This is a genomic window from Streptomyces sp. NPDC059092 (assembly GCF_042756365.1).
Classification (GTDB): Bacteria; Actinomycetota; Actinomycetes; order Streptomycetales; family Streptomycetaceae; genus Streptomyces.
This window is the reverse complement of record NZ_JBHZEJ010000012.1, coordinates 20,549-44,734: the sequence shown is the minus strand read 5'-3', so window position 1 is coordinate 44,734 and position 24,186 is coordinate 20,549. Positions and strand designations below refer to the sequence as shown.

Here is a 24,186-nt window from a genome sequence, read left to right as displayed (position 1 = left end):
GGCGGTCTACCAGCGGAGCGCGGGATCCCACCGCAGTTGCACGCCTCCGCGTTCGAGGTCGCGCTGGAAGTCGCCGAGCCGGCGCGCATCGGAGCGCACCGCGGACGGCTCGACGCCGTGGTCGAGGCAGTATGAGGCAAGGGCTCCCACGGCCTCGCCGATGGACCACTCGACGGGCTGCAGCCGGTAGCTGCCGTTCGAGATGTGCGTGGTGCCGATGTTCTTCGCGGCGGGCAGAAGGTTCCGTACGCGCCGGGGCAGGAGGGCGCCGAGCGGGATCTCGAACGGTTCCGGCAGGCCGCCGCCGCCCGCGCTGCCACCGGTCGTGGCGTGCCGGTCGATCCAGTAGTAGTGACCGACGCCCACGGTGTCCGGATAGCGCTCGGCGCCCCGGCCGTCGCGGAGGTCCCGGTCGAAGTCCTGCTCAAGGATCGTCCGCTCCGCCCGGATGCGGCGTGACTCCCGGAAGTACGGCATCATGGCGAAACCGTCCGGCGTCCCCGTGACGCGCGGCACGAGGCGGAGTCCGGGCCAGCCGACGCCGCCGTCGGGTCGCGGAGCCTCCGTCTGAAGCCAGTGGAGCAGCGACCGGCTCAGCGCCTTCGACCGGTCCCAGTGGACCGCCGCGTCGTCGCTGCCGAACAACGTACCGCCGACGTAGTCGTTCATCGGCCAGTTCACGATGACGATGTCACTCTCGTACGCGCCGTCCTCGAACTGGCGCCGCGCCGCGACGCGGCGGTAGTTCCACAGCTCGGGGGCTTCGCCCATGTTGCGGTGGTCCACGTCGATGGCGAACGGGTCGTCGTCGTCGTTCACGCGCAGGGTGTACTCCCTGGCGATCGATCCGTCGTGGGCGGCGCGGCGGAACCCGAGCATCTTCTCGCCGTCGAGCTGCGGCGGTCGCCACTCGCGGAAGAAGCCGTAGTCGTCGGGCCGGTCGATGGTGTGGTCCTGGCCGGCGAGGTGCTCGACCGCGAAGCACCAGGTGACGCTCTGCATGTCGAGGGGATCGCCGGTCTCCGGTGCGCCGGGCTCGCCGGTCTCGCCGCGGGACTCGCGGCCGGTGACGAACTCGACTCCGCCGAGTTCCAGGAGGTCGCCCAGCTCGGTCGCGTCCAGCACGAACGGCGCGGAGAGGTCGTGCTCCTCTCCCGCGTGGTCGCGCACCGTCACCGCGGTGACGCGGTCGCCGTCGGTGTGGACGGCGACGGGCGACGTCTCCAGCATGAGCGTGAGCCGTCCGGACGCCTCGTACGGGCGCAGCATGCTGTGGATCACCGCGAGGATGACCTTCGGCTCGACGCTCAGCGGACTGACCCACGCCGCGCCGGGGTTGAGGTGCTGGTCGGTTCTCGCGGCCGCGGTGAGCGGATAGTAAGTCCGGTAGTGCTCGCGTACGAGCTCGCGGAACTGGGCGTAGCTGCGGTTGCGGCCGGTTGTCTCGATGCGTCGGTGCTCGTCGCTGGGCACCAGTTGAGCCGTCAACTGTCCTCCCAGCCACGGCGTCTGCTCGGTCATGATCACCGATCTGCCGCGGCGCAAAGCCGCGAGGGCGGCAGAGACGCCGCCGACGCCACCACCGACGATGAGAAGGTCAGCTTGCTGTCCTGTCACGGGAGAACACCTTTCTTTCCCGAGAACTCTCGGTAGGTTTCTCGATCATACTTAAGCAAAATCTCTCAAGGTGACGTCGTCCGCCGTAGACTTCCAGAACTCAAAGTGATCGAAGGGATACCCATGCGTGAGAAGGAGCGTCGACCGTCGCTCGCCGAGGTGGCGGGCGAGGCGGGTGTCTCGATCTCCACCGTCTCGAAGGTCGTGAACGGGGCGCCGGACGTCGCCGCCGACACCCGTGTGCGAGTGGAGTCCGTGTTGCGCGACAAGCAGTACCTGTCGCCGAAGCAGCGCTCCCGGCGTGATCTGGCGACGGTGGTGGTCGTGCTCTCGAGCTCAAGCATGTCGTCGCCGCTGACCGTGGAGATCCTGCGCGGAGCCATGCGCGCGGCCCACGAGGCCGGGCTTGAGCTCGTCCTTCTCGACCTTCCCGATGGAGTGCCCGCCGCGGGGTGGATCGAGCGGACGAAGCGGAACGGGCCGGTAGCCGTTGTCGCGCTGAAATCCCGCCTGAGGACGGAGGAGCGGGCGAAGCTCGCGAAGAACGGAGTCCCGCTCGTCGAGGTCGACACCTACCGGTTGCCGGACAACGACTCGTATTCCGTCGGCGCGACGAACTTCGCGGGCGGCATGGCGGCCACGCGGCACCTGCTGTCGCTCGGGCACACGCGCATCGGCTTCCTCAGCGGCGTGTCCGACACGCAGGCGTCGATCGCGCGCAAGCACGGGCACCTGGCCGCGCTCGCCTCCGCGGGGATCCAGCCCGGCGCCGACATCGTCGAGGAGGGCGACTTCACGTACGAATCGGGGCTGCGGGCCGCGGAGTCCCTCCTGGACCGACCGGACCGCGTCACGGCGATCTTCGCGGCGAGTGACGCGCAGGCGGCCGGGGTCCTGGAAGCCGCGCGGCGTGCCGGCATGTCCGTCCCGCGCGACCTCAGTGTCATCGGGTTCGACGATCAGCCCGTCGCGCGGATGACGGCGCCGCGGCTGACGACCATCAGGCAGCCGTCGGAGGCAATGGGGTCGTACGCGGTGGACGTCGCGCACAAGCTGCTGCTCGGCGGAGCGCCTCCCGTGTTCCACACCGATCTCGCGACAGAACTCATCGTGCGGGACTCGACAGCGGCTCCGCAAGTTCCCGAAAATATGGATTGATTTTCTCGGTAGCGCTGGTATTTTACTTTCCTGCGGAGCGCTACGAGCCGCGGAATGAGTACGAAGGAGTACTTCATGCGAGCTACCCGATCCCGAAGAGCCGCCATAGCGCTCACCGGAGCTCTGGCCCTGTTCCTCAGCGCATGCGGCGGCGGCGACACCAGCGCGTCAGGTCCGGTCGAGCTGAAGATGGCGCTCTGGTCATCCAACAAGGATCACCTGGCGTTGCTGAAGAAGGTCGGCGACGCCTATGTCGCGGAGCACCGTGACGAGGTCGCGTCGATCACGTTCGAGCCCGTCACGAACCCGGACTACATCGCCGGGCTGACGACGCAGATCGCCGGCGGCGACATTCCCGACCTGGCCTGGATACCCGAGGCGAGCGGCCCCGAGTTCGTCGACGCGGGCGTCCTGCACGATGTCCGCGACACGCTGAAGGGCGCCGACGGCTACGACCTCGACGACATCCTCCCCGCCGCGCTCGCTCCGTGGCAGGACGACAAGGGCGGCGTCTACGCGTATCCGTTCTCCAACTCGCCGTTCGCGCTCTACGTCAACGAAGACCTCCTGAAGGCCGCCGGCCAGCCCGATGTGGCAGCACTGGTCGGGACCCCGGACTACACGTGGCAGACGGTCAGCGACATCGCCGCGGCGACGCACAGCAAGACAAAGGCCGTGGGGTTGAACATCCCGACGTTCAACCCCACGAACTGGAGCGTGGTGACCATGCTCGGCAACGCATGGGGTGCCGCCCCGTGGTCCGAGGACGGCGCGACGTGCGAGTTCACGTCGCCGGAGATGATCGACTACCTCACCTGGTACCAGAAGCAGATGAGCCGCGGCGCCATCCCCACCATCTCGGGAAAAGCGGAGCCCGCGGCGTTCGCGAGCGGCGACGTGGCCTTCAGCATCGCGCAGCTCAGCCAGTCGGGGAGCCTCGGCGACAGCTTCAAGTGGTCGTTCCTCCCCCTCCCGGCAGGGCCGAAGGGCTACCACCCCATCGTCGGACAGGCGGGGGTGAGCGTGCTTGAACGCGGCACCCACAAGGAGCAGGCGGCCGATTTCCTCGCCTACCTGACGAACCCCACGAACGCCGAGCTGCTCGCGCAGTTCTTCCCGCCGCCCCGTAAGTCGCTCCTGAACGTGAAGACGCTCTCCCAGGCCGCGCCGAATCTCTCGCCCGAGGCGATCCAGTCGGCGATCATCGACGTGGTCCCTGAAGCCTCGGTGAAACCGCAGCACCCGGTGCTCTCACAGTTCTCCGACAAGGTCCGCGCGGGCCTCGACTCGGTGTGGTCGGGAGGCGACGTGAAAACCGCCGTCACCGGCATATGCGAACAGATCTCGCCGACGCTCAAGGGCTGACCCCAGTGACCGCACGCACCTCCGCAGCGAACGGCCGAAGAGTCGTGCCGAACCCGCGCCCCCGTCCTGACCGGGACCGCTGGCTCGGCGTGGCCTTCGTCGCGCCCCAGGTCCTCGGCGTCATCATCCTCGGCGTCGTCCCCTTCCTTTTTGTCATCTGGTACAGCCTCAACGAGTGGCGGCCGCTCACCGGCGAGATGGAGTTCACCGGACTCGGCAACTACTCCCGCCTCTTCGCCGATCCGACCTTCTCCGCGTCGGTCGTCGCGAGTCTGTTCTTCAGCGCGGGCGTCCTCGTGCTGAATCTCGTGATCGCCATCAGCCTCGCCGTTCTCCTCAACCGGCGGATGAAGGGCATCACCGCGTTCCGTACGATCTTCTTCTCACCGGTCGTGGTGTCCGTGGTCGCCTGGTCCGTGACATGGGGCTTCCTCCTCGCCCCCGACGGAGGCATCAACGGCGCGCTCCGGCTCCTCGGCATCGACGGAACCAACTGGCTCGCCGACTCCTCGACCGCGCTCATCTCCCTCGTCGTCGTGCAGGTGTTCAAGGGCGTCGGCATGAACATGGTGCTCTTCCTCGCCGCTCTCCAGAGCGTCCCGGAGGAGATCCGGGAGGCCGCCCAGCTGGACGGCGCGTCGCCGTGGAAATCGTTCTGGTCGATCACCGTCCCGATGATCGCGCCGACGATCCTCCTCACCGGGATCCTCACCACCATCGGCTCGCTCGAGGTGTTCGCCCCCGTACAGCTGCTCACCGACGGCGGGCCGGGAAATGCCACAAACGTCCTGCCGTTCTTCCTCTACCGCACGGCCTTCGTCAGCCAGCAGTTCGGATACGCCAGCGCCATCGGCGTTGTGCTCTTCGCCATCATCCTGGCACTGACGATGCTGCAGTGGACCTCCCGCCGGAAGTGGGTGCACGATGAGGTCTGATGCGTCGAGCGCGGCACGCAGCCGCTCACGGGTGACGACCGTCACGCTGTACGTGCTGCTCGTGGTCGCGTCCCTCCCGTTCCTCTATCCGACGCTGTGGATGATCTTCTCGTCGTTCAAGCCGGCGAACGAGATCTTCCTCCAGCCCCCCACGCTGCTGCCCAGGGAGTGGACGCTGGACGGATTCGCGCAGGTGTTCACCGCGCAGCCGTTCCTGCGGCAGTACGGCAACTCGATGTACATCGCGGTGGTCGTCACCCTGGCATCGATCCTGCTGTCGGCGATGGCGGGCTATGCGTTCGCCCGCATCCGCTTCCCTCTGCGCAACGCGGCGTTCACGCTCATGCTCGCGACGATGATGGTGCCGACCGAGGTGACGATCATCCCGATCTTCACGGCGGTCCGGGCGATGGGTCTCACCAACACGCACTGGCCGCTCATCATCCTGCCGATCTTCGGGCCCACGGCGGTCGTCTCCGTGTTCATCTTCCGGCAGCACTTCCTCAGCTTCCCGAAGGAGTACGAGGAGGCCGCACGGCTGGACGGTGTGACACGTGCCGGGGTGTTCTTCCGGATCGCCCTCCCGCTGGCGACGCCGGCGGTCGCGGCGGTCGGGATCATGGCGTTCCTGCGCTCGTTCAACATGTACTTCGAGGCGCTCATCTTCCTGCGCACCCCCGAGAACTTCACGCTCGGGCTCGCGATCACGCGCTATCAGGACTTCTACGGCGAGCAGATGTGGAACACACAGCTCGGCGCCGCGTCGCTGACCGTCGTCCCGATCCTCGTGGTGTTCCTCATCGCGCAGAAGCAGTTCGTCCAGGGCCTCGCCCAGACCGGGCTCAAGGGATGAGCTGACCCACCACAGCGACGACGCGGACCGGACGCCGCCGCTGACCTCATCGCCCCGGTCGAGAGACGAAGGAGTCGAGATGATGCATGAGGATCAGACACGTCCACCGATGCTGCCGCCGCTCAGCCGACGGAACTTCCTGGTCGGCGTCGGCACCGCCGCGGCGGTGATCGGGACGGGGACTGCGGGAGCGGCGCCCGCGCTGGCGACCTCGGACGGCACGGTGCTGCCGCTCGTCGCCCCGCTCCCGGCCGGGCGGCCGGTGCGGACCCAGTTCGCGCCCAACGAGCAGGTACTGGCCGCGTACCTGATGATCGTCGCTCCGCTCGCCAACAGCGTCCGGGACGTCGCTCCGAACTACGGGTGGATGGAGGACGGCTGGCAGCGCACGCCCAACCAGCCGTACAACTCGCGGATCATGGAGCACGTCGCCACCCTCTCGTGGTTCTACGCCAACGACCGGCCGTGGAACCCGTACTACCGCGACCCCGCGCTCCTCGCGCGCCTGGACGCCGCCCTGGGCCATTACCTCTCCCTGCAGCACGCCGACGGATCGTACCCGGAGTACTCGCCGACGGAGCACCATCTCTCCCCGACCGGGTTCGGCACCGTCGCGCTCGCCGCCGTCCTCCGGGACCTCCGCGCGGCCGGTGAGCTCTACGACCGCCGACTGCAGATCCGCGACGCCATCCGCGCCAGCTCCGCGTGGCTCGTCGACACCTCTCGTCCGCACTGGAACCGCCCGGTCCAGTTCGCCAACCAGGTCGTCGCAGGGCTCTCCGGCGTCGTCGAAGCGGCGCACATCCTCGGCGAACCGGCCGTCAGCGCCTCCGTCCCGAACCGGCTTCAGATCATCCTCAAGGACGGACAGGCACCCGCCGGGTTCTTCCACGAGCCCGTCGCACCGGACGCCGGGTACAACTTCGACGTGATGCTCCCCGATCTCGGCGCGCTGTACAAGCGGCTGCCGGACCCGGCCATCATCCAGCTGGCCGAGCGGTTCGCCGCCTGGTGGGGCTACATCGTCGTCATGGAACCCGGACGCGACGAGGGCTTCATCCTCTCCGGGACGAGCGCGCGCAACATCGTCGCGACGTTCGTCACCACCCCGGTGGACGACCTGGACCGCAGCGCGCTCGCGCGGACCCTGGTGCCCCATGTGCCCGCGCTGGGCGCGTTCTTCGCCAGTTCGGAGGAGAAGACGCAGGCGCGCAACGCCTGGAGCGCCTCCACGGCGCCGGTCTCCCCTCGGCAGAAGCAGGACTCGTCGCCGCGGCTGCACATGCACGTCCCGCAGGCCCCGGTCGGGATCCCCGGAGCCCAGCGCGACGCACAGGTCGCCGCCCTGCGCTATCTGCGCGAGTCCACGTTCACCGAACTCCGCAAGGGCACCCTCGACCAGCAGTACGTGTTCGTCCGCCGTCCCGGGTACTACACCGCCGGTCTCTACGGCGTACGGCAGAACTCGCTCCAGCGGATGGGGACGAACGCGTTCTGGCACCCGGTCGCGGGCATGCTCGCCCTCACCGTCAACAGCACGGGTCCGGACGACTGGACGACCGTCGCCGACACCGTCGGCACCGCCTCCTCACGCGGCCCGGTGAACGCGACGCATCACGCCGGGTCGACGGCGTCCGGTGCCGCCATCCCGGCGGACGCGCTGACCGGATACACGGGCGTGTTCACCACGAGGTACGTGACCGCGGACGGCGCTGTGACAACGGACGTGACGCATCGCGCCGATGGAATCAGGCGTGCGCTGACCACGCCGGGAGCGTCCCGCGAACGCATCCCCCTCATCATCGGCACCGGAGATCAAGTGGCCTTCGCGAACGGCACGCCCGCGCCCTACGGACAGGAGACGATCACCGTCACCCGAGGGCTCACCGTCACCCGCGGAAGCATGAGGTTCATCATCGACTGGGGAGTGGACCGTGAAGCGAAGTACGCGCCGCTGGACCGGTCATACCTGGGCAATCGCACTCATCGCATCCTCACCGTCAGCTTTTCCGGGACGCTCTCCGTGGATCTCCGCGTCGAGCCGGTGAGCTGAGTCGAGCGGTCCGCGTCGGCGCTGGTCAGCTCTCCGGCGCCGGCACGAACCGCCCGGCGGCTTCTCGACCGGCATGCCGCGGATTACCCGACGACGCCCACCGCCCTGGCGCGATCGAATCGCGGGTGAGGCCCGGCCAGGGCTGTGAGCGGTTGCGCGTTCTCATCAGAGGTCGTTGAGCCCCTTCCCTCCCGGTTCATGATCGCTCGGTCGTGGGACCGATCGCCGTACGGACCGACTGTTCACCATGTCCATGCCGGGATGCGGGCATGGAACGAAGGCCGTATCCGAGCGACTTGCCGGCCGAGCAGCGGGCGTTGACCGAGCCGATGATCACAGCCTGGAAGCAGGGCCGGGTGAGCCGGTCGGCGACCGGTGGTCCCGGGTCCTGCGACCTGCGGCAGGCCGTGAACGCGATCTTCCGCCAGAACCGGACGGGCTGTCAGTGGCACTACCCGCCCCATGACCTGCCGGCCTGGTCGGCGGTGTCCCACTACCTCACGCTGTGGCGTCAGGACGGTCTCCTCACCACGCTGAAGGTTCCACGAGACGGGTGCCGACTTCGCCATCGGCGCGAACACCATCGTGGAGGTCGGCCACTCCCGCACCAACGTTCCGCGTCTCAACTGGACGCTGTCGCGGATCAAAGTGGAACCGGTCACGGAGCAGGCGGCCAAGGCCGCCGCCGCACTCCTCAAAGGTGCCGGACCGCACGGCCACAGGTACGCCGTCGACGCCGCCGTGGTCGAAGTAGCACTTCGCGAGCCGAAGCCGGTCGCGCCGCTGACGTCCGACGGCGACGACATGACGAAGCCCTGCGGTCGTCACGTCCGGATCATCTCCCTCTGACGCGCCTGCGTCCTTCGTGAAGGTGGCGCTTCGGCGCTTTCTCATCGAAATGGCCCCTGGCGTGCACCCGTAGTCGACGTGCAAAGCGCCCCGCGCCGCTCGTGCCCCATCCGTGCCCGGCCGAGCGGTCAACAGCGGTCAACAGGGGAACCAAGAGGCCGCGACGGGAACACCTCCAGAACGGCCTATTGCCAGGTCAGAGCGTATTCGACCATCGCAAGCGCCGGTGATTCCCAAGCTCGGAGCGCGAGTTCGATTCTCGTCACCCGCTCCATGGACAGCCCCAGGCCAGCGGCCCGGGGCTGTCCGCTTGTCCAGACCTCTCAAAACCCGCGCGCCGTATCGCGTGCCATGAGTTCCGTAACGGCGCGTCAGGTTAGCCACTGAGCAGCGCCTCGGGAGCGGGGACACGAGTCGGTGGGCGGCGCTGACCGGGCCGACGCCAGATACCGGGTCTACTGACATGCTTCGGCGGCGGACGACTGCGTCGTCGGCGGCGGCGAGGGCACCGCGGGTGTGACGCAGGTCGTAGGAGCGAAACTCCTTCGGCAAGCCGACCGCGTCACGGGCCGTGCGCCATTTCCGGCCGAAGCGGGTGCCCCCGGAGGGCCGCACCCGCTCCCCCACGAAGACGAGGCCGTCGGGGCCCGCCCCGCGTGGCCGGTCCTTCGTTGAACCGCCGACGCCCGGAAGGCCGAACGGCCGCGCCGGGAACAACCGGTCCGGCCGGCACGGTTGCTACCGAGGGGGCGGCGCCGCACGGGCGGGGAACACGGAGACCACAAGGCCGTCCTCCCCACCAGGCCCCGGGCCCAGGATCGTGGTACGCCCGCCGCGCACTCGGAACCAGACGTACGTTCTACAGGAGGACTGTTTTTCATGACCGACCGGCCCTTGACGCTCATGGCGGTACACGCTCACCCCGACGACGAGGCCACCAGCACCGGCGGGGTCCTCGCGCGGTACGCGGCGGAAGGCATCCGCACGGTTCTCGTGACGTGTACCGACGGCAGTTGTGGTGACGGACCGGGGGGCGCCAAGCCGAGCGATCCCGGCCACGATCCGGCGGCCGTCGCCTCGATGCGCCGTCGAGAACTCGATGCGAGCTGTGACGTGCTGAAGGTCAGCGATCTGGAGATGCTGGACTATGCCGACTCCGGGATGACGGGCTGGCCGAGCAACGACGCCCCCGGATCCTTCTGGCAGACCCCCGTGGAGGAGGGCGCGGCCCGGCTCGCGGAACTCATGCGGCACTACCGACCCGACGTGGTCGTCACCTACGACGAGAACGGCTTCTACGGCCACCCCGACCACATCCAGGCCCACCGCATCACAATGGCGGCGCTGGAGATGACCGAGCTGACACCGAAGGTGTACTGGACGACGATGCCCCGCTCGATGATGCAGCGGTTCGGGGAGACCATGCGCGAGTTCCAGCAGGACATGCCGGAGCCGGATCCTGCCGAGGCCGCCGCGATGGCCGAGATCGGCCTCCCCGACGACGAGATCACCACGTGGGTGGACACCACCGCGTTCAGCGGTCAGAAGTTCGACGCACTGGCCGCGCACGCCAGTCAGGGCGAGAACATCTTCTTCCTCAAGATGGGCAAGGAGAAATTCGGCGAGCTGATGGGAATGGAGACCTTCGTACGGGTCAAGGACGCCACCGGCGCGGCCGTACCCGAGAACGATCTCTTCGCCGGACTGCGCTGATCCACCTGGCCGGCCAGCGGCGGTGCACCCTCCCGAGGATCAGCGGGACCCTGCCACGGCGCCGCCGGGCGCGGCAGGTCCGGCTGTTACGTCGTGCCCGGCGTCCTGGGGATCACCTGGGCTCCGTCCACGCCGACGGCCGGAGGCCGGCGCCGACGGCCGAACGTGCGCCGATGCCTCCGACACCGAACAGGCCGGAGGCGGGCCGCAGGCCGGATCCCGCGATGGCGGTGTCACCGCCGTCACGACCGTCCCCGCCGTCACGACCGTTGCCGCCGGCCGTGACCGGCCGGTCATCGCGGTCCGTGAGCTGGAACCCGACCGTGTAGGTCCGGGTGACCGAACCGTTGGCCGAGGTCACCTTGATCGTGCGGGTGGTGAACCGGGACCCGGTCGAGGAGAGGACCGGACTGCCGTCGGTGACCTTGACCCGCGCTCCGGACTGCGCCGGTACGGCGGAGAGGGCCGGGATCCTCTTGTTCTTCGGCCAGTCGACGACGTACGTGGACACGGCGGGGCCGAACCCGTCGATCGCGATGCCTCCGACGGTGATCGCCTTGGCGTCGGCAACACTGGCCTTGGTGGCGTCCGAGTAGTTCGTCACCTTGACCGACCCGTCGGCGTCGACGACGACGTGCGCCGACATCGCGGCGGCCAGGTTGATCCGCTCCCAGCTCGCTTCGCCGTCCGCGGTGACGTCCAGCGGGGAGCCGGAGTCCGTCGCGGTCTGTTCGAGGATCTGGGTGCGCTGCGCGGTGGTGAGGTCCGGGAAGGCCGTGATCAGCAGGGCCGCCGCGTCGGACGGCGTCTTGAGGGCCTGTCCGGACTTCCCGGCCTGGGAGAATCCGTAGTCCAGGCGCCGCGTGTACAGGTCGACGTGGCGCGCCGGGCTCAGGCCCGCGTAGGAGTCACCCTCGCATTCCTTGAGCGTGTCGCCGTAGCCCTCCTTCTCGCACTGCGCGAGCAGTACGTTCTCCATCTCGGTGTGGGCCTGCGTCAGCAGCTTCGCGAAGTCGGGGTCCGCCCACCGGTGCGCGACGGTGGCCTGTCCGGTGATGCGGCCGCCCATGACGTCGAGCGGGTAGTGGAACCCGAGGACGACGCGGTTGTCCCCGTACTCCGAGGTGCGGGCGAGGATCGACGGTGCCAGCTCCGGCAGGAGCGTGGCAAGGATGGTCCCCGCTTCGTAGCCGCCGTAGGTGTGGCCGCTCGGGTACGAGCCGCTGGTGGTGAGGCTGCCGTACGAGCCGTCCTGTGACTCGTAGATGTCGCCGCCGTCGCCGACGAACCCGAGCCGCACGTACGGGCGCAGGTAGCCGTAGCGGTTCTTCACCGCTTCGACCTTGTCGAGGTTCTTCGTGACGCGGGAGAACAGTGCGCCGGTCTTCGGCAGCCGGCCGCCCTTCAGGGCGTCGCGGTAGATCGGGCCGAGCCGGGAGCCGAGGCCGTCGGCCATCGTGACGGTGCTGCTGTTGGCCGCGTCGACCTCGGCCCGGTCCACCTCCTTCTGCGTCGCCGCGTTGTTGACGCGCGCGGCGATCCGGTCGTTCTCAGCGGTGAGCACAGCGCCGTTCGGCACCTTGGCGTTGGCTCCGAGGATGCCGGAGTCGAGGTCCTCGACGCCGCCCAGCAGGTCGTGGAAGTAGTCGGTCCCGTCGCCCGTGCCCGGCCACTTGTCCGACGCGTAGGTGGCGTTGAGCGTGTCGTCCGGGAAGGGGGACGGCTCGTACGCCGGGTCGGAGGCGTCCGCCGCGGTGGTCGCCGGGACGGTCGCCGCGGGGTCGTCCGAGGTTCCGGCCAGGGTGACCGCGGTGACGGTGGCCGTGTGTGTCTTGGCCCTGCCCGTGGTCGTGAGCAGCGTCGTGCCCGTCGTGGCGGGGACGTGCGCGGTGGTTCCGTCGTCGAGGGCCACGGTGTAGCCGATGATCGGGAATCCGCCGTCGCCGACCGCCTGCCAGACCACGCGGACCTGCTTGCCGTCGGTGATCACACCCGTCACAGCCGGCTTCTGCGGCTTGCCGCCGCCGGTGACCACGGGCGCCGTGGCCGCGCTCGGGTGGGAGGTGCCGACGGCGTTCACCGCCTGGACGCGTGCCGTGTAGGACCTGCCGGCCCGCAGCCAGGTGAGCGTCGCGCTCCGGCTCTCCGGATCGTTGATCTTGATCTGGTGACCGTCGCTGAGGGTGATCCTGTAGCCGATGACCGGTGAGCCGCCGGTGTCGGCGGGTACGGACCAGGCGACGGTCACGCTCGTGCCGGACGAGGTCGCCGACACCGCGTCGGGCGCGGCCGGCACCGTCCTGGGCTTCGTGGTGAGCGCGGACAGGGCACGGCGGAGGACGTCGTACCGGGCGGTGAGCGTCACGTCCGTGGACGCGCCGTCGGCGACCGCGGTCCTCGCCGCGGCCAGTGCCGCCGCGAACGCCTGCCACGACGTGTCCGTGTAGCGGTCGTCGTCGCGGGCCGACGCGGTGGCGACCAGGTCCTCCAGCTTCAGCCTCGGGAGCGGGATCAGCTGGTTGGCGGCCAGGGTGAGGCCGCGCGTCTGCGTGTCGACCTCAAGCTGGGTCGCGTCGGTGGCGGCGACGCGGGTGCGCGCGGCCGCGAGTTCACGCTCGTACACACCGAAGTCGACCGCGCCGTAGCGCCCCGCGTCGGCGGAGAGTCCCTCGTACCGCTCGATCGCCTTCCGCAGGGCGGACCTGTCCGTGACGGCGGGCGTCTCGACGTGGTGGAAGGTGATCCGGCCCAGATTCGCGACGTACGGGTGCGAGGTGTCCGGGTTCGTCGTCAGCCGCAGGTGGACGGTGTGCGTGCCGGTGATGGCCTGGGGCAGTGTCAGACTCGTCGTCCCTCCCGACGACCACGCGCTTCCCGTGACCGGCAGCGGTACGGTCGCGTACGGCGTGCCGGGGTCGGCCGCGTCGAAGGAGTCCAGGTAGAGCTGGACGGCGGAGCCGGTGCCGCAGCGGGCGGAGTTGTTGGCGTAGGTGATCGTGACGGTGCTCTTCGGGGAGGTGCCGAAGTCGATGTCCCCGTAGTTGAGCCAGGCGCCGTCGTAGGTACCGCCGAGGTCGGTGGTGGAACCCGAGCCGGTCCAGCCGACGGGCTCGCTCTTGAGGCCGCCGCCGCTGTGCGAACGGAACGCGGTGGCGTCGAAGCCCACGGGGGCGTCGGCGGTCCTCGTCAGGGCCAGCGAGTGGATGTTGCCCACGTAGGGCTGGGAGGCGGTCTGCGTGCTGGAGACGAACGCCGCGTACACGTCCTGGACGCCGGTGAAGACGCTCGGGTCGAGGTGCACGCTCGTCGTGGCGACGGTTCCCCAGCCCGATCCGCTGTAGTCGAGGGGGATGTCGACGCTCTTCGGGCCGTCCTTCGAGCCGAGGCGCAGTTCGATGTGGGAGTCCGACGCCGCGCGGGACCGGGGCTTGTCATAGCGGACGGTGACGGTGTCGGCGCCGTCGCGGAGGCCGGTGTCCTTCCACCGCGCCCACGCGCTGTTGGTCACGTTCTCGAAGATGCCGTTCGAGAGTTCGAGCGGGAGCGAGCCGTTGCCGGTCGTGGTGCTGTTCACCGCGGTCAGCGTGGCGAGTGTGGTCGTGGGGGACGCCGAGACCTCGTACGGCGAGAACTGGTACCAGTCGAAGTTCGACACCCACTGCTGGCCCGACGGGGCGTGGAACACGAACGTCGCGCTCTTCGCGCCCAGCAGGGCGTCGGGGTCGGTGACGGCCGCCCGCACCGTGCTGTAGTTCTGCCAGCCGCCGGTTCCGGGGAGGGGGACGGTGGCGACGACGGGGCCGTCGGCGGCGCCGGCGTGGATGTCGACGCGGCTCGGCTTCCCGTTCGCCGGCTGCGAGTTCGCGTAGCGGACCGAGACGGTCCGCGGGGCGACCCCGCCGAAGTCCAGCTGGGTGAACCGTTCCCACGATCCCTCGGTGACACCACCGAGGTTGCCGTCGGAGTTGTTCCGCTCGCTGATGAGGCTGGGGCCCTCCTTCTGGTCGGGGTCCTCGGCCTGCAGGACGGCGTAGCCGCCCTCGTCGATGGTCAGCCCGTCGACGGCGGTCCGCAGCGCGTCCTGCGCGGCCATGATCGTGCCCGTCGCGGAGGTGGTGTCCGCGAGGACGGTCCGCGCGCGTTCGAGGGCCGACCGGAACAGGTTCCAGGAGCCGTCGGAGTAGTTGGCGCCGCGTACCACGGACGCCTGGTCGACGAGTGCGCCGAGGGCCTCGCGGTGCACCGCGGCCGCCGAGACCAGAAGCGGGTCGGTCGGGGAGATCCCGGTACCGCTCACCGTGGAGGCCCGCACGCCGTGGGCGAAGGCCGCGTCGCGGAAGGTGATGCCGAGGCGTGCGTCGACCTTCGTGGTGCCGGTGAGCGACAGCGTCGCCGTGCGCGAGCCGCTGACGCGGAGGTCCGCCGTGACACCGGCCGGCAGGCCGGTCACGCGCGCGGCCCCGGTCCTGGTGAGGCTGGTTCCGTTGCGGGCGTCGAAGGACGCCGGTCCGGACAGGGTGAGCTTCACACCGTCGTGGACGGTGCCGTCCTCGGTGGTGGCGACGGTGCCCGGGCGGGCGGAGACGACGGTGTGGCCCCTGCCCGTGCCCGCGCCGCCGTCACCGGTGTCGCCCGAGTCGGTGTTCAGCGAGTACGCGGGCTCGGTGTGGGCGCCCCACCGGGAGGGCTTGGAACCCATGGTGAAGTCCAGGGTTCCGCCGGAGATGATCTGCGAGTAGTCGAGCCACGTGTTGTCGAACCGCTTGCCGTTGAGGGTCGCGTTCTGCACGTAGTAGTTGCTCGGCGACACGCCGTCGGCCTTCACCGCGAACCGGGAGCCGTTGGCGTAGGTGATCGTCGTGGAGTCGAAGAACGGGCTGCCGATCTGGAACTGGCTGGAGCCGGCGGTCACCGGGAACAGGCCCAGGGCGGCGGCGACGAACATGGTCGACATGGTGCCGGCGTCGTTGTCCATGGTCGGCAGGAAGCCGTTCGGGGAGAGCTTGTAGACCTTGGTCCTGACCGGCGGGGTGAACTCGCCGCCGGAGCTGGGGGCCTCGTTCGTCGAGCCCGTCGCGATGTAGCGGTTCCAGGTCGTGCCGGTGTAGATGGCACGCACCCACTTCTGCGTCAGGCTCGGCTCGCCGACGTAGTTGAAGAGGTACGGGGCCTGCAGGTCGATCTCGTTCGCGTTGGAGTGCAGCATGGTCGATCCGTCGTCGGCGCCGGAGTCCTCGCCGAACATGTGCCTGATCGCGGCCCTGCCGGCCTTCTCGCCGCCCATGGCCTCGATGAGACCGCCCATGTCGTACGCGTCGTACCAGTGGTACTGCCACAGCGTGCCCTGGTAGAGGCCGGCCGCCTCGAACTTCTCGTGGTCCGCGCTCTGCCAGTCGCCGTTCGCGGCGCGCGGGGTGAGCAGACCGACCTCGGTGCCGTCGGCCGCGGTCCAGGCGCCGGGCTTCACGAGGTTGTCGATCGCCATCGTCGCCCGGGTGCGCAGTTCCTTCGCGTCGTCCTTCTTGCCGAGCGCGTCGGCGACGACGGAGAGCGCCCACTGGTCGTAGCCACGCTGCACGGTCGTACCGGGATCACCGGTCACGTACCCCTGCCGCAACTGCGCCCCGGTGTAGTACCCGGAGTACGACAGCAGCGCCGGGTACGCCTCGTCGAGCCGGTCGAAGTTCTTGAAACCCTTCGACAGCGCGTCGGCGACCAGCACGGCCGAGCGCTCCCAGCGCACGGTCGGGACCGAGTGGGTGAGGCTGCCGAGGCTCTTGCCGGAGGTGCGCGTGTCGGCGAAGAGCACGATCAGCGATTGGATCATGTCCCGGTAGGTGGCCGGGTCGATGTACGCCTCGACCGAGTACTTGCGGAAGTCGTCCCAGGTGGACCAGCCGTCGTAGTACGTGAAGCCGTTCGCCTTGTGCACCGCTCCGTCGGCGCCGCGGTACGTACCGCTGGTGCTGGTGGCGTTCACCGGCAGCGCGTACATGCGGTACAGGTGCGTGTAGAACTCCTTGGTGAGCGTCGCCCCGGGGTCGGACTTCGCCGAGGCGCGCACGTCGACGGCGCCGAGCGACGTGTTCCAGACCGCCCTCGTCCGGGCGCGCGCCTGGTCGAAGGTGAGGTCGCCCACCTCGTTGCGCTGGTCGGTCGCGGCCTGCTCGGCGCTGATCGGCGACAGCGTGACGCGCAGCTCTATGTCGTCGCCGGCGGCCTGGTCGAACCCGAGGACGGCGCCGGTGTCGGACCCGTCCCGCGTGGTCGCGTCGCTCAGCTTGCCGTCGTTGCCCCAGCTCTTCAGGGAGGTCACGGGGACGTTGGTGGTGGCGGCGTAGTACAGCTTGTACGAGGCGCCGTTGAACGACCCGGCGATGAGACCGGTGATCGAGGTGGTCCCGTTCGGGAGCGTCGTCGCCTTCATGGTCGAGCGGGTGCGGCTGGTGAAGTTGTTCGCCAGGTCGAGGACGAGTTCGGGGTTCGATCCGGCGGGGAAGCCGTACCGCTGCAGCGCCGTGCGCGTCGTCGCGGTCATCTCGGCCTTGATGGTGCCGGAGTCCTGCTTCACCGACGACGCGGTACCGGAGATGGCCCCGAGGCCCACCTGGTAGTAGCCGGGCGTCGCGGTCTCGTCGTCGTGGCTGAACGCGTGGGCGTACGTGCCGCTGGCGGGCCGGCTGTCGTACCGCACGGAGGTCGGGACGACGAGCAGGTCGCCACCGCCTCCGGAGCCGCCGACGCCGTCGAGGTTCGTCGCCGTGAACCCGGCGATGTGGTCCTCGTTGTGGTCGTACCCGGTGTGGTTGCGGTTCGGCGTGGTCAGCGGGTTGACCTTGGCCAGACCGTGGGGCGCCTGCGCGCCCGGCATGTCGTTGCCGGCGTCGCCCGCGGTCGACACGAACGGATCGACGAGCTCCGTGTAGTCCGTCCCGCCGGACGTCCCTCCGGACCCCGTGGATGTGGTGGCGCCGGGCGCCGCGGTAGCCGCGCCGGCACCGGCCGGCGTGCCGAAGCCGAGCGCGCCGGCGAGCAGCACGGCGACCGTCGCCTGCAGGGGCCGATGACGTCGGCGGGCGTTACGCGGAAGAACCGGGCGGGGCAAGGGAGTTCGGAATCTGATGGGCACGTGACCTCTCCATCGTCGCGATACGTCCACACAGTCCGCCCCAGAGTAAGACAACGTTGTCAAATCGAACACCGGAACGTGCGGAGCAGAACGGCAGTGGACGCACGGAACAACACCCGTCGCGTTCACGAACGTGCGCCATCAGACAGGGAAAAGGCGTACAACGGGCAAACAGAATCCACACGGGAGGTACGCGCGAGACGCACCCCGGCTGCCGAGGCCAGGCACGGAAGCCCGAACCCTACGGCGCATACTCCAGTATGCTTGCCGCATGTCCTCAACGACTCGCATCACCGTCACGCTCCCGAGCGATCAGGTGGCAGAGCTCCGCAAGCTCACGGACAACGTCTCCGGCTACGTCGCGGAAGCCGTGGCCCGTCAGATCCGGCACCAGCTTCTGGGCGAAGACCTTCGCCGGCACGAAGAGGAACACGGACGCTTCAGCACCGAGGAACTCGCCGAAGCCCACGCGAAGATCTTCGGCACCGCCGGCTCCACCAAGAGCGTGGGCGCGGCGTGAGCGAGCGCGTCGAAACCGTCGTCCTGGACTCGGCGGGGCTCTCCGCCTGGATCGCCCAGGACCGCGAGTTCCTCGCGATGTTGCGGGTCTTCCACGACATGGGGGCCGACCTGGTGATCGGGGCGAACACCATCGTGGAAGTCATCCGCTCCCGCACCAACACCCCCCGCCTGAACCGGGTCCTGTCCCGCATCAAGGTGGAGCCGGTCACCGAGCAGACTGCCCAAGCGGCAGCGGAACTCCTCAAAGGCGCCGGACTGCGCGGCCACGAGTACGCCATCGACGCCACGGTGGCCGAAGTCGCACTGCGCCAGCCGAGACCGGTCACCCTGCTGACCTCCGGCAGCGACGACATCACCAAGCTCTGCGGCAGCCAGGTCCGCATCATTTACGGGTGAGAGCGTGATGGGCCCTGCTGCCGCCCCTCGACGTCGCCACGCCCGTCCCCACCGATGAACCCGTAGATCACTTCACATCATTCCGGGAGAACCCATGACCGTGAGCAAGAACATCAACAACCCCGTGGGCATGGGTGGTGGCCAGCGCAAGAGGCTGTCCCGCGCCGAACGGCAGAACAACGGTCCGCACCGCAACCTCGACCGCAAGGGCGCCGCCGACCAGAAGGCAGAGCTGGTACGCAAGATGCGCGAGAGGGCAGGCGCGGCCGAGGGCGCCGAGCAGACGGGCGACGACACCGCACAGAGCTGACGCACCGCCGCCGCAGGGCGGCAGGCACCTCGTCACCGCCGTCGACGGATCGGTGCGCAGGACGTACTTCGCGACCGGCGGCCTGCCGTAGCGGCTCGCCCCCGGCGGTGCGAGGGTGCGAGATCACGGCGCCCTCACACCAACTTCGGCGGTGCGCCGGAATTCGCTCGGGTTGGTGCCTCGGATTCGCTTGAACGCGGCGCTGAACGCGAACGGATCGGCGTAGCCGACGGTACGGGCAATGTGAGCGACAGTTGAGGACGTCTGCTCGACCAGGAGATCCGCCGCCAGCGTCATGCGCCAGCGGGCGAGGTAGGCCAGTGGCGGTTCGCCGACCAGATCGGCGAACCGTTTGGCCAGTGTCGAGCGTGACACCCCCGAGCGCCGGGCCAGCCGGCTCACCGTCCATGGTGCTGCCGGTTCGGAGTGCAGCAGGCGCAGCGCTTCGCCGACCACCGGGTCCCGCTGTGCGGTCCACCAGGCCGGGGGGTGGCCGCCGGGCCTGTCCAGCCATTCGCGCAGCGTGCAGACCAGCATCCAGTCCAGCAGCCGGTCGAGCACCACCTGCTGACCCGGTATGTCGAGGGCGACCTCGGCGGCAAGCTGGTCCAGCACCGCGTCACTCGTGCCCCCGGCATCCACGCGCAGTACGACGGGCAGCGCATCCAGCAGTCGGCGGCTGATCTCCCCGCGGACCGGATAGGCGCCGACGATCAAGGTCGTCGCGCCATCGTTGTCACCGGTGCCCTCGCCCGAGTCGTGCCAGCCCAGCCGGTGCCGGGTTCCGCCGTGCTCGGGCGTCGCGCAGTCCTCTCCGCATACGATCGGTTCGGCCCGGGTCCCGAGCTCGTCGACGAAAGTGAACGTCGCGGGGCCACGCACCACGATCGTCTCGCGGACGCCCAGCCGCTCGGGCGGATGGTGCTCCGGCACGATCCAGCCCGCCCCGGTGAGGACGGTGCACAGGGTCAGCGAGGCCCCGTCCACGAAGTGCAGGGACCAGGGCGGGGACAGCGTGGAGCTGCCGAACAGGGAGCCGTGGGCTCGCACCCCGCGGATGAGGTCACTGAACACGTCCACCTCAACAGGTTAGACGATCACAAAGGCATTCCGGCTTCTTACCCATGGGATCGTCCGCCCCGGTCGTGTTCCATCGTTGTCATGAGCAAAAACACCCATCTCGTCCTCGGTGCGACAGGTAAGACCGGCCGCAGGGTCGCCGCCCGGCTGCGGCTGCGCGGCGCACCGGTGCGCGCCGCTTCCCGGTCGAGCCGGGACCGGTTCGACTGGTCCGATACCGGCACCTGGGACACGGTCCTGCAAGATGTCACCGTCGCCTATGTGGTACCCCCGCCCGTGCCGGGTCCGGCGCACCAGTTCGTGGCGCGGGCCGAGGCCGCCGGGGTGCGCCGGCTGGTCCTGCTCTCCGGGCGCGGCGCGGACGGCTGGGGCGATTCCGCGTTCGGGCTGGACATGCGGTCGGCCGAAGAGGCCGTACGCGGCTCGTCCCTGGAGTGGACCATCCTGCGCGCGTCGAACTTCGCGCAGAACTTTGACGAGGACGTCTTCCACGCGCCGCTGATCGCCGGCGAGCTCGCGCTCCCGGCCGGGGCGGTCCCCGAGCCCTTCATCGACATCGAGGACGTCGCCGACGCCGCGGTCGCGGTGTTGACCGAGCGAGGCCGGCACGCCGGACGGATCTACGAGCTGAGCGGCCCGCGTGCCCTCACCTTCGCCGAGGCCGTCGAGCTGATCGCCCAGGCGTCCGGACGTCCTCTCACCTACCGGCAGATCACCCGGGCCGAGTACACCTCAAACCTTGTCGAGCAGGGCTTGAGCAAGCATGAAGCCGATCAGGTCGCCGAGATGTTCGCGCTGATGGAAAGCGGGCTGATCGCCGAACCGACCGATGACCTCGCCACCGTACTGGGACGGACACCACGGACCTTCGAGGAGTACGTCGTACGGGCAGCGGCGGCGGGAGCATGGCACGAGCGGTGATCGCCCGGCGAATCCTCCCCCCGGCCGCCGCTGCCCGACCCGACCGTGGGCGTCGGCACAGCCATGACCACCTGGTCGACGCCTCGTTCGACGAACTCGACGCCGTACTCCTCACCTGCTGGAAGGAATTGGATGAGCACCGACGACAGCTCGCTGACCTTGCTGGTCACCGCGAACCCAGACCCTCAGTCCCTGACACATCACGTGCTGGAAAGGCTGGCGTCGGCCCTTCACCCCCGGGCGGTCGAGGTCGCGGACCTGCACCAGGAGCGGTTCGACCCCAGGTTCACCCTGGCGGATCGCCGCGTGTACCACGAGGGCGGCGACTGCCCACCCGACGTTGTCCGTGAGCAGCGTCGTCTCGAACAGGCCACTGACCTCGTTCTGGTCTTCCCTGTGTACTGGTGGTCGATGCCGGCCCTGTTGAAGGGGTGGATCGATCGCGTTTTCGTCAACGGCTGGGCCTTCGAGCACTCCGCTGCTTCGGGCCTGCGACCGAAGCTTCAGCGGCTCACGACGCATCTTCTGCCCATCGCCGGCGACGATTCCGGCGCGTTCGAGCGTCATGGGTACGAGAGGGCTCTACGGACGCAGATCGAGCATGGCGTCGTCGACTACTGCGGAAGCCGCCGCGGTGCCACCGCGTTCATCCACGAATCCGAGCGGCCTTCCTCCGAAGCCACGGCGGAGAGCGTCGACCGCGCGGTGCGGATCATCAGCGGAGCTGTTCGGGCCGGCTCGCCACGCGCGTGACCTTTCCTGCGGAAGTCCTGTGACCTGTTGACCGACCGCGGCCCCGCGCTCGGGAGGAAGCGGTCAGGCGGGCGGGGGCCGGCTGCACGGGGCGGGTGCAGGGTGCCGGGTGCAGCGGAACCCTCCCGCGTTTGCCACAACAGCAAACAGCCTTGCCGATTTGCTCAGGCCGAGCGCATCATCCAAACCACCGACCCCACCGGTCGGTCCGCGACGGCAGGTCAAGTTTCCGGTCGGCGGTGAGTCCTGACGGCGGTCGCGGGTGACCGCCACACGGAGAGGGGAGAACACTGTGTCCAGCGATTGCTTCGAAGGTGACGGCGCGTCGGCCGGGTACGACCGGTGGCGTCGGAGCCGGTGGGAGGAGATGGCGGGCCCGGACGGGAAGGCGGGCCGCATCGCCTATCGGCTGATCACGGAACCGGGTCAGGAAGTCCCCGAGGTTCCGGGGCGGTGGACGTCCACCGGCTTCTCGGGGAGCCTGACGCTGACCGCGGCCGGTGCGGAGGGCGTGTCCGTCGAGGACCAGGCCGTGGACGGCACGGTGGAACTGACCAGCGCCAGCCGCCTGTCCTTCCCCGGCGGGCGGCGCGGCACCATCGAGGAACTGCGGGGGGCCCATGTCCTCGTCGTGTGGGATCCGGCCGCGCCCACTCTCGTCGGCCTTCGAGGGATCGGGGCGTGGCCGTGGGACCCGGCCTGGACCGTAGAGGCGGAGTACCGTCCGGCGGATGCCGGACGTCTCCTGGAAGTGACCCGGCTGACCAGCCCGAGTACGCGGGACACCCTCCCGGCCCCTGGTGACTTCGTCTTCGATCTGCGCGGCGAGCGGCACACGCTCCGGGCGTTCGGTGTGGGCGGCGACACCCTGCTGATCACGTTCACCGACGGCACCAGCGGCACGGACACGCCCGGCATGGGCCGGTGGCTGATCCTGACCCGCCCCGAGGACGCCACGGGTACGACCCGTATCGACTTCAACCAGGCCGTTGTTCCCCACCACATGTTCTCGGAGGCATTCCCCTGCCCCCTGCCGCCCCGGGAGAACCACCTCCCGCTACGCGTCGAAGCGGGGGAACGCGCCCCCGTCTTCGAAGAAGAAGCGGCCACCGGCACCACGACCGGCCCCGCCGTCTGACATCCGCCGCAACCGGCGCACCCCGAAAGGAAATACGATGACATCCGACCAGGACCTTCGCGCAGCAGCGGTGCACTACCTCCGGCAGTGGGAGGTGCGGGACTACGCCACGATGCGATCCCTGTGCACCGAAACCGCCACCGTGTGGCACAGCGACGGAAGCGGCGACCAGCCGATCGACGAGAACATGGAACTGCTCAGGCGACTCGCCGCAGACGTCGAAACACTCCGGTACGACATCGTGCGGCAGTTCCAGGACCGCGACGAGGTGCTCCAGCAGCAGGTACTCCACCTGACGACGACCGACGGGTCCCGCAGTGAGGTACACGCGGCGATGTACTTCCGGTTCGACGGCGGCCTCATCGACCGCATCGAGGAATACTTCAACGTCGTACCGATCAACTGATCCATGCCGCCGTCCGGATCCCCCGACCAGCGCTGACCGCGGCCGTTCCCGCGAAGCGGCCGGCCGGCCGACACCAGGGGCCCTGCTTCACCGCGCAGACCTGGGCTCGGGAGCCGCTGCCGCGCGGCGTACGTGTCCGTGCGGTGAGCCCTGGGCCGATCGACACGGGCATTCTGCACAAGAACCTGCCCGCAGAGGTGGCGGATGAAGCGCCGGCGGGTCACGCGCCCGGATTCCGAGGAGGGCTCAGGCCTTCTTCTCGGCGCGCTTCAGACGGAGGGCGGAGACGAGGAAGAAGACGCCGCCGAGGAAGGCGTAGCCGGCGAGATCGGTGAGGGCGGCGCCGTCCATGCCCGCCTGCGCGAAGAAGGACGCCCCGGCGAGGGTGGAGATGGCACCGCTGGCGATCATCGCCCACTGTCCGCCCAGCCGGCGGCGGACAGCGCCGACGACGAGCTGGACGATGCCCGCGGTGACGGCCCAGATGCCCCAGACCCGCAGGACGGCCGGGATGCCGGACGTGGCGGCGACGGCCAGGCCGACAGCGGTGAGGGTACTGAGCGCGATGTTCGCGTACAGGCCCCGGACCGGGCCGCCGTCCGCGCGGGCGGACCGGACGTCGGCGACCGCGCAGGCCACGTCGAACAAGGGGTAGATCACCAGCAGCGTGACGCTGAGCGGGCCCAGTGTGTCGGCGGTCGCGAACAGCAGGGCGGCCCATACGGCGGCGAAAGCGAAGCGCAGGAAATACAGCTTGCGCAGCGCCTCAGGGACGCTGGTGGGGACGGTACCGACGATGGTTTCCACGGAAGTTCCTTTCAGTGACAGCGAATGGACGCGAAACGGCTCGGTCATCGCGTGCCGTCGTCCGCTTCCTCGATCAGGTGCGTGCGCGTGCCGGGCCGGCTCACCGGCAGGGAGTGGGAGGCGTTGACCTGTTCCGTGCGCGCCGGTCCGGTCGGCCGTGCGGCGCTCCGGGTCGGGCGCG

18 protein-coding genes and 2 pseudogenes are annotated in these 24,186 nt (G+C 69.3%); 16 read left to right on the top strand and 4 right to left on the bottom strand.

Annotated elements, in window-relative coordinates:
* Positions 1 to 6: 6 nt before the first annotated feature.
* Complete coding sequence (locus ACFXPL_RS10215; RefSeq protein WP_384915535.1) at positions 7 to 1,617, bottom strand: FAD-dependent oxidoreductase; 1,611 nt, start codon at positions 1,615 to 1,617, stop codon at positions 7 to 9.
* Between the two features lie 123 nt (positions 1,618 to 1,740).
* Here ACFXPL_RS10215 and ACFXPL_RS10210 point away from each other — a divergent pair, with 123 nt between their 5' ends.
* The 8 genes and pseudogenes from ACFXPL_RS10210 (at position 1,741) to ACFXPL_RS10175 (ending at position 10,543) form a co-directional block, all read left to right on the top strand.
* On the top strand, positions 1,741 to 2,775 hold the full coding sequence (locus ACFXPL_RS10210) for a LacI family DNA-binding transcriptional regulator (protein WP_384915532.1): 1,035 nt from the start codon (positions 1,741 to 1,743) through the stop codon (positions 2,773 to 2,775).
* A gap of 75 nt (positions 2,776 to 2,850) precedes the next feature.
* Positions 2,851 to 4,140 (top strand): ABC transporter substrate-binding protein, encoded by a 1,290-nt coding sequence (locus ACFXPL_RS10205; RefSeq protein WP_384915529.1) that lies wholly within the window; start codon positions 2,851 to 2,853, stop codon positions 4,138 to 4,140.
* A 5-nt stretch (positions 4,141 to 4,145) separates the two neighbouring features.
* Positions 4,146 to 5,075 (top strand): carbohydrate ABC transporter permease, encoded by a 930-nt coding sequence (locus tag ACFXPL_RS10200; protein WP_384915526.1) that lies wholly within the window; start codon positions 4,146 to 4,148, stop codon positions 5,073 to 5,075.
* Between the two features lie 31 nt (positions 5,076 to 5,106).
* The gene (locus ACFXPL_RS10195; RefSeq protein WP_384915523.1) at positions 5,107 to 5,928 is read left to right on the top strand and encodes a carbohydrate ABC transporter permease; all 822 of its coding nucleotides are present in this window, start codon (positions 5,107 to 5,109) and stop codon (positions 5,926 to 5,928) included.
* Positions 5,929 to 6,007: 79 nt separating this feature from the next.
* On the top strand, positions 6,008 to 7,981 hold the full coding sequence (locus ACFXPL_RS10190; protein WP_384915520.1) for a hypothetical protein: 1,974 nt from the start codon (positions 6,008 to 6,010) through the stop codon (positions 7,979 to 7,981).
* Positions 7,982 to 8,250: 269 nt separating this feature from the next.
* Positions 8,251 to 8,505: pseudogene (locus ACFXPL_RS10185) on the top strand (transposase); the annotation flags it as partial.
* 43 nt (positions 8,506 to 8,548) lie between these two features.
* Positions 8,549 to 8,830, top strand: coding sequence for a hypothetical protein (locus ACFXPL_RS10180; RefSeq protein WP_384915778.1), 282 nt, complete (start codon positions 8,549 to 8,551; stop codon positions 8,828 to 8,830).
* Positions 8,831 to 9,709: 879 nt separating this feature from the next.
* Complete coding sequence (locus ACFXPL_RS10175; protein ID WP_384915517.1) at positions 9,710 to 10,543, top strand: PIG-L family deacetylase; 834 nt, start codon at positions 9,710 to 9,712, stop codon at positions 10,541 to 10,543.
* Between the two features lie 112 nt (positions 10,544 to 10,655).
* Here ACFXPL_RS10175 and ACFXPL_RS10170 read toward each other — a convergent pair whose 3' ends face one another.
* Positions 10,656 to 17,672, bottom strand: coding sequence for a glycoside hydrolase domain-containing protein (locus ACFXPL_RS10170; RefSeq protein WP_384915514.1), 7,017 nt, complete (start codon positions 17,670 to 17,672; stop codon positions 10,656 to 10,658).
* A 271-nt stretch (positions 17,673 to 17,943) separates the two neighbouring features.
* Between ACFXPL_RS10170 and ACFXPL_RS10165 the strand changes: the two genes are divergently transcribed.
* The 3 genes from ACFXPL_RS10165 (at position 17,944) to ACFXPL_RS10155 (ending at position 18,900) form a co-directional block, all read left to right on the top strand.
* Positions 17,944 to 18,192 (top strand): hypothetical protein, encoded by a 249-nt coding sequence (locus tag ACFXPL_RS10165; protein ID WP_384915511.1) that lies wholly within the window; start codon positions 17,944 to 17,946, stop codon positions 18,190 to 18,192.
* Positions 18,189 to 18,590, top strand: coding sequence for a DNA-binding protein (locus ACFXPL_RS10160; protein WP_384915508.1), 402 nt, complete (start codon positions 18,189 to 18,191; stop codon positions 18,588 to 18,590). The genes ACFXPL_RS10165 and ACFXPL_RS10160 overlap by 4 nt, the downstream gene beginning before the upstream one ends.
* Before the next feature lie 94 nt (positions 18,591 to 18,684).
* Positions 18,685 to 18,900 carry a DUF6243 family protein gene (locus ACFXPL_RS10155; protein ID WP_384915505.1) on the top strand — a complete coding sequence of 72 codons (216 nt, stop codon included), beginning with the start codon at positions 18,685 to 18,687 and terminating at the stop codon, positions 18,898 to 18,900.
* A 123-nt stretch (positions 18,901 to 19,023) separates the two neighbouring features.
* Here ACFXPL_RS10155 and ACFXPL_RS10150 read toward each other — a convergent pair whose 3' ends face one another.
* Positions 19,024 to 19,980 carry a cupin domain-containing protein gene (locus tag ACFXPL_RS10150; RefSeq protein ID WP_384915502.1) on the bottom strand — a complete coding sequence of 319 codons (957 nt, stop codon included), beginning with the start codon at positions 19,978 to 19,980 and terminating at the stop codon, positions 19,024 to 19,026.
* A gap of 81 nt (positions 19,981 to 20,061) precedes the next feature.
* Between ACFXPL_RS10150 and ACFXPL_RS10145 the strand changes: the two genes are divergently transcribed.
* From ACFXPL_RS10145 to ACFXPL_RS10125, 5 genes and pseudogenes are all read left to right on the top strand, one after another.
* Positions 20,062 to 20,901 carry an NAD(P)H-binding protein gene (locus ACFXPL_RS10145; RefSeq protein WP_384915499.1) on the top strand — a complete coding sequence of 280 codons (840 nt, stop codon included), beginning with the start codon at positions 20,062 to 20,064 and terminating at the stop codon, positions 20,899 to 20,901.
* A gap of 132 nt (positions 20,902 to 21,033) precedes the next feature.
* Positions 21,034 to 21,654, top strand: a complete 621-nt coding sequence (locus ACFXPL_RS10140) for an NAD(P)H-dependent oxidoreductase (RefSeq protein ID WP_384915496.1) — start codon at positions 21,034 to 21,036, stop codon at positions 21,652 to 21,654.
* Between the two features lie 292 nt (positions 21,655 to 21,946).
* Complete coding sequence (locus tag ACFXPL_RS10135; RefSeq protein ID WP_384915494.1) at positions 21,947 to 22,792, top strand: DUF1684 domain-containing protein; 846 nt, start codon at positions 21,947 to 21,949, stop codon at positions 22,790 to 22,792.
* A gap of 37 nt (positions 22,793 to 22,829) precedes the next feature.
* Positions 22,830 to 23,198, top strand: a complete 369-nt coding sequence (locus ACFXPL_RS10130; protein WP_384915491.1) for a nuclear transport factor 2 family protein — start codon at positions 22,830 to 22,832, stop codon at positions 23,196 to 23,198.
* Between the two features lie 95 nt (positions 23,199 to 23,293).
* A pseudogene (locus tag ACFXPL_RS10125) lies at positions 23,294 to 23,404 on the top strand (short-chain dehydrogenase); the annotation flags it as partial.
* A 40-nt stretch (positions 23,405 to 23,444) separates the two neighbouring features.
* Here the strand turns inward: ACFXPL_RS10125 and ACFXPL_RS10120 are convergent.
* Positions 23,445 to 24,005 carry a hypothetical protein gene (locus ACFXPL_RS10120; RefSeq protein WP_384915488.1) on the bottom strand — a complete coding sequence of 187 codons (561 nt, stop codon included), beginning with the start codon at positions 24,003 to 24,005 and terminating at the stop codon, positions 23,445 to 23,447.
* Positions 24,006 to 24,186 lie beyond the last annotated feature (181 nt).

Excerpts from the sequence above, each read along its gene's own strand:
- ACFXPL_RS10145 (WP_384915499.1), top strand. The coding sequence starts at position 20,062 with ATGAGCAAAAACACCCATCTCGTCCTCGGTGCGACAGGTAAGACCGGC.
- ACFXPL_RS10210 (WP_384915532.1), top strand. The coding sequence starts at position 1,741 with ATGCGTGAGAAGGAGCGTCGACCGTCGCTCGCCGAGGTGGCGGGCGAG.
- ACFXPL_RS10205 (WP_384915529.1), top strand. The coding sequence starts at position 2,851 with ATGCGAGCTACCCGATCCCGAAGAGCCGCCATAGCGCTCACCGGAGCT.
- ACFXPL_RS10130 (WP_384915491.1), top strand. The coding sequence starts at position 22,830 with ATGACATCCGACCAGGACCTTCGCGCAGCAGCGGTGCACTACCTCCGG.
- ACFXPL_RS10155 (WP_384915505.1), top strand. The coding sequence starts at position 18,685 with ATGACCGTGAGCAAGAACATCAACAACCCCGTGGGCATGGGTGGTGGC.
- ACFXPL_RS10190 (WP_384915520.1), top strand. The coding sequence starts at position 6,008 with ATGATGCATGAGGATCAGACACGTCCACCGATGCTGCCGCCGCTCAGC.
- ACFXPL_RS10165 (WP_384915511.1), top strand. The coding sequence starts at position 17,944 with ATGTCCTCAACGACTCGCATCACCGTCACGCTCCCGAGCGATCAGGTG.
- ACFXPL_RS10140 (WP_384915496.1), top strand. The coding sequence starts at position 21,034 with ATGAGCACCGACGACAGCTCGCTGACCTTGCTGGTCACCGCGAACCCA.
- ACFXPL_RS10175 (WP_384915517.1), top strand. The coding sequence starts at position 9,710 with ATGACCGACCGGCCCTTGACGCTCATGGCGGTACACGCTCACCCCGAC.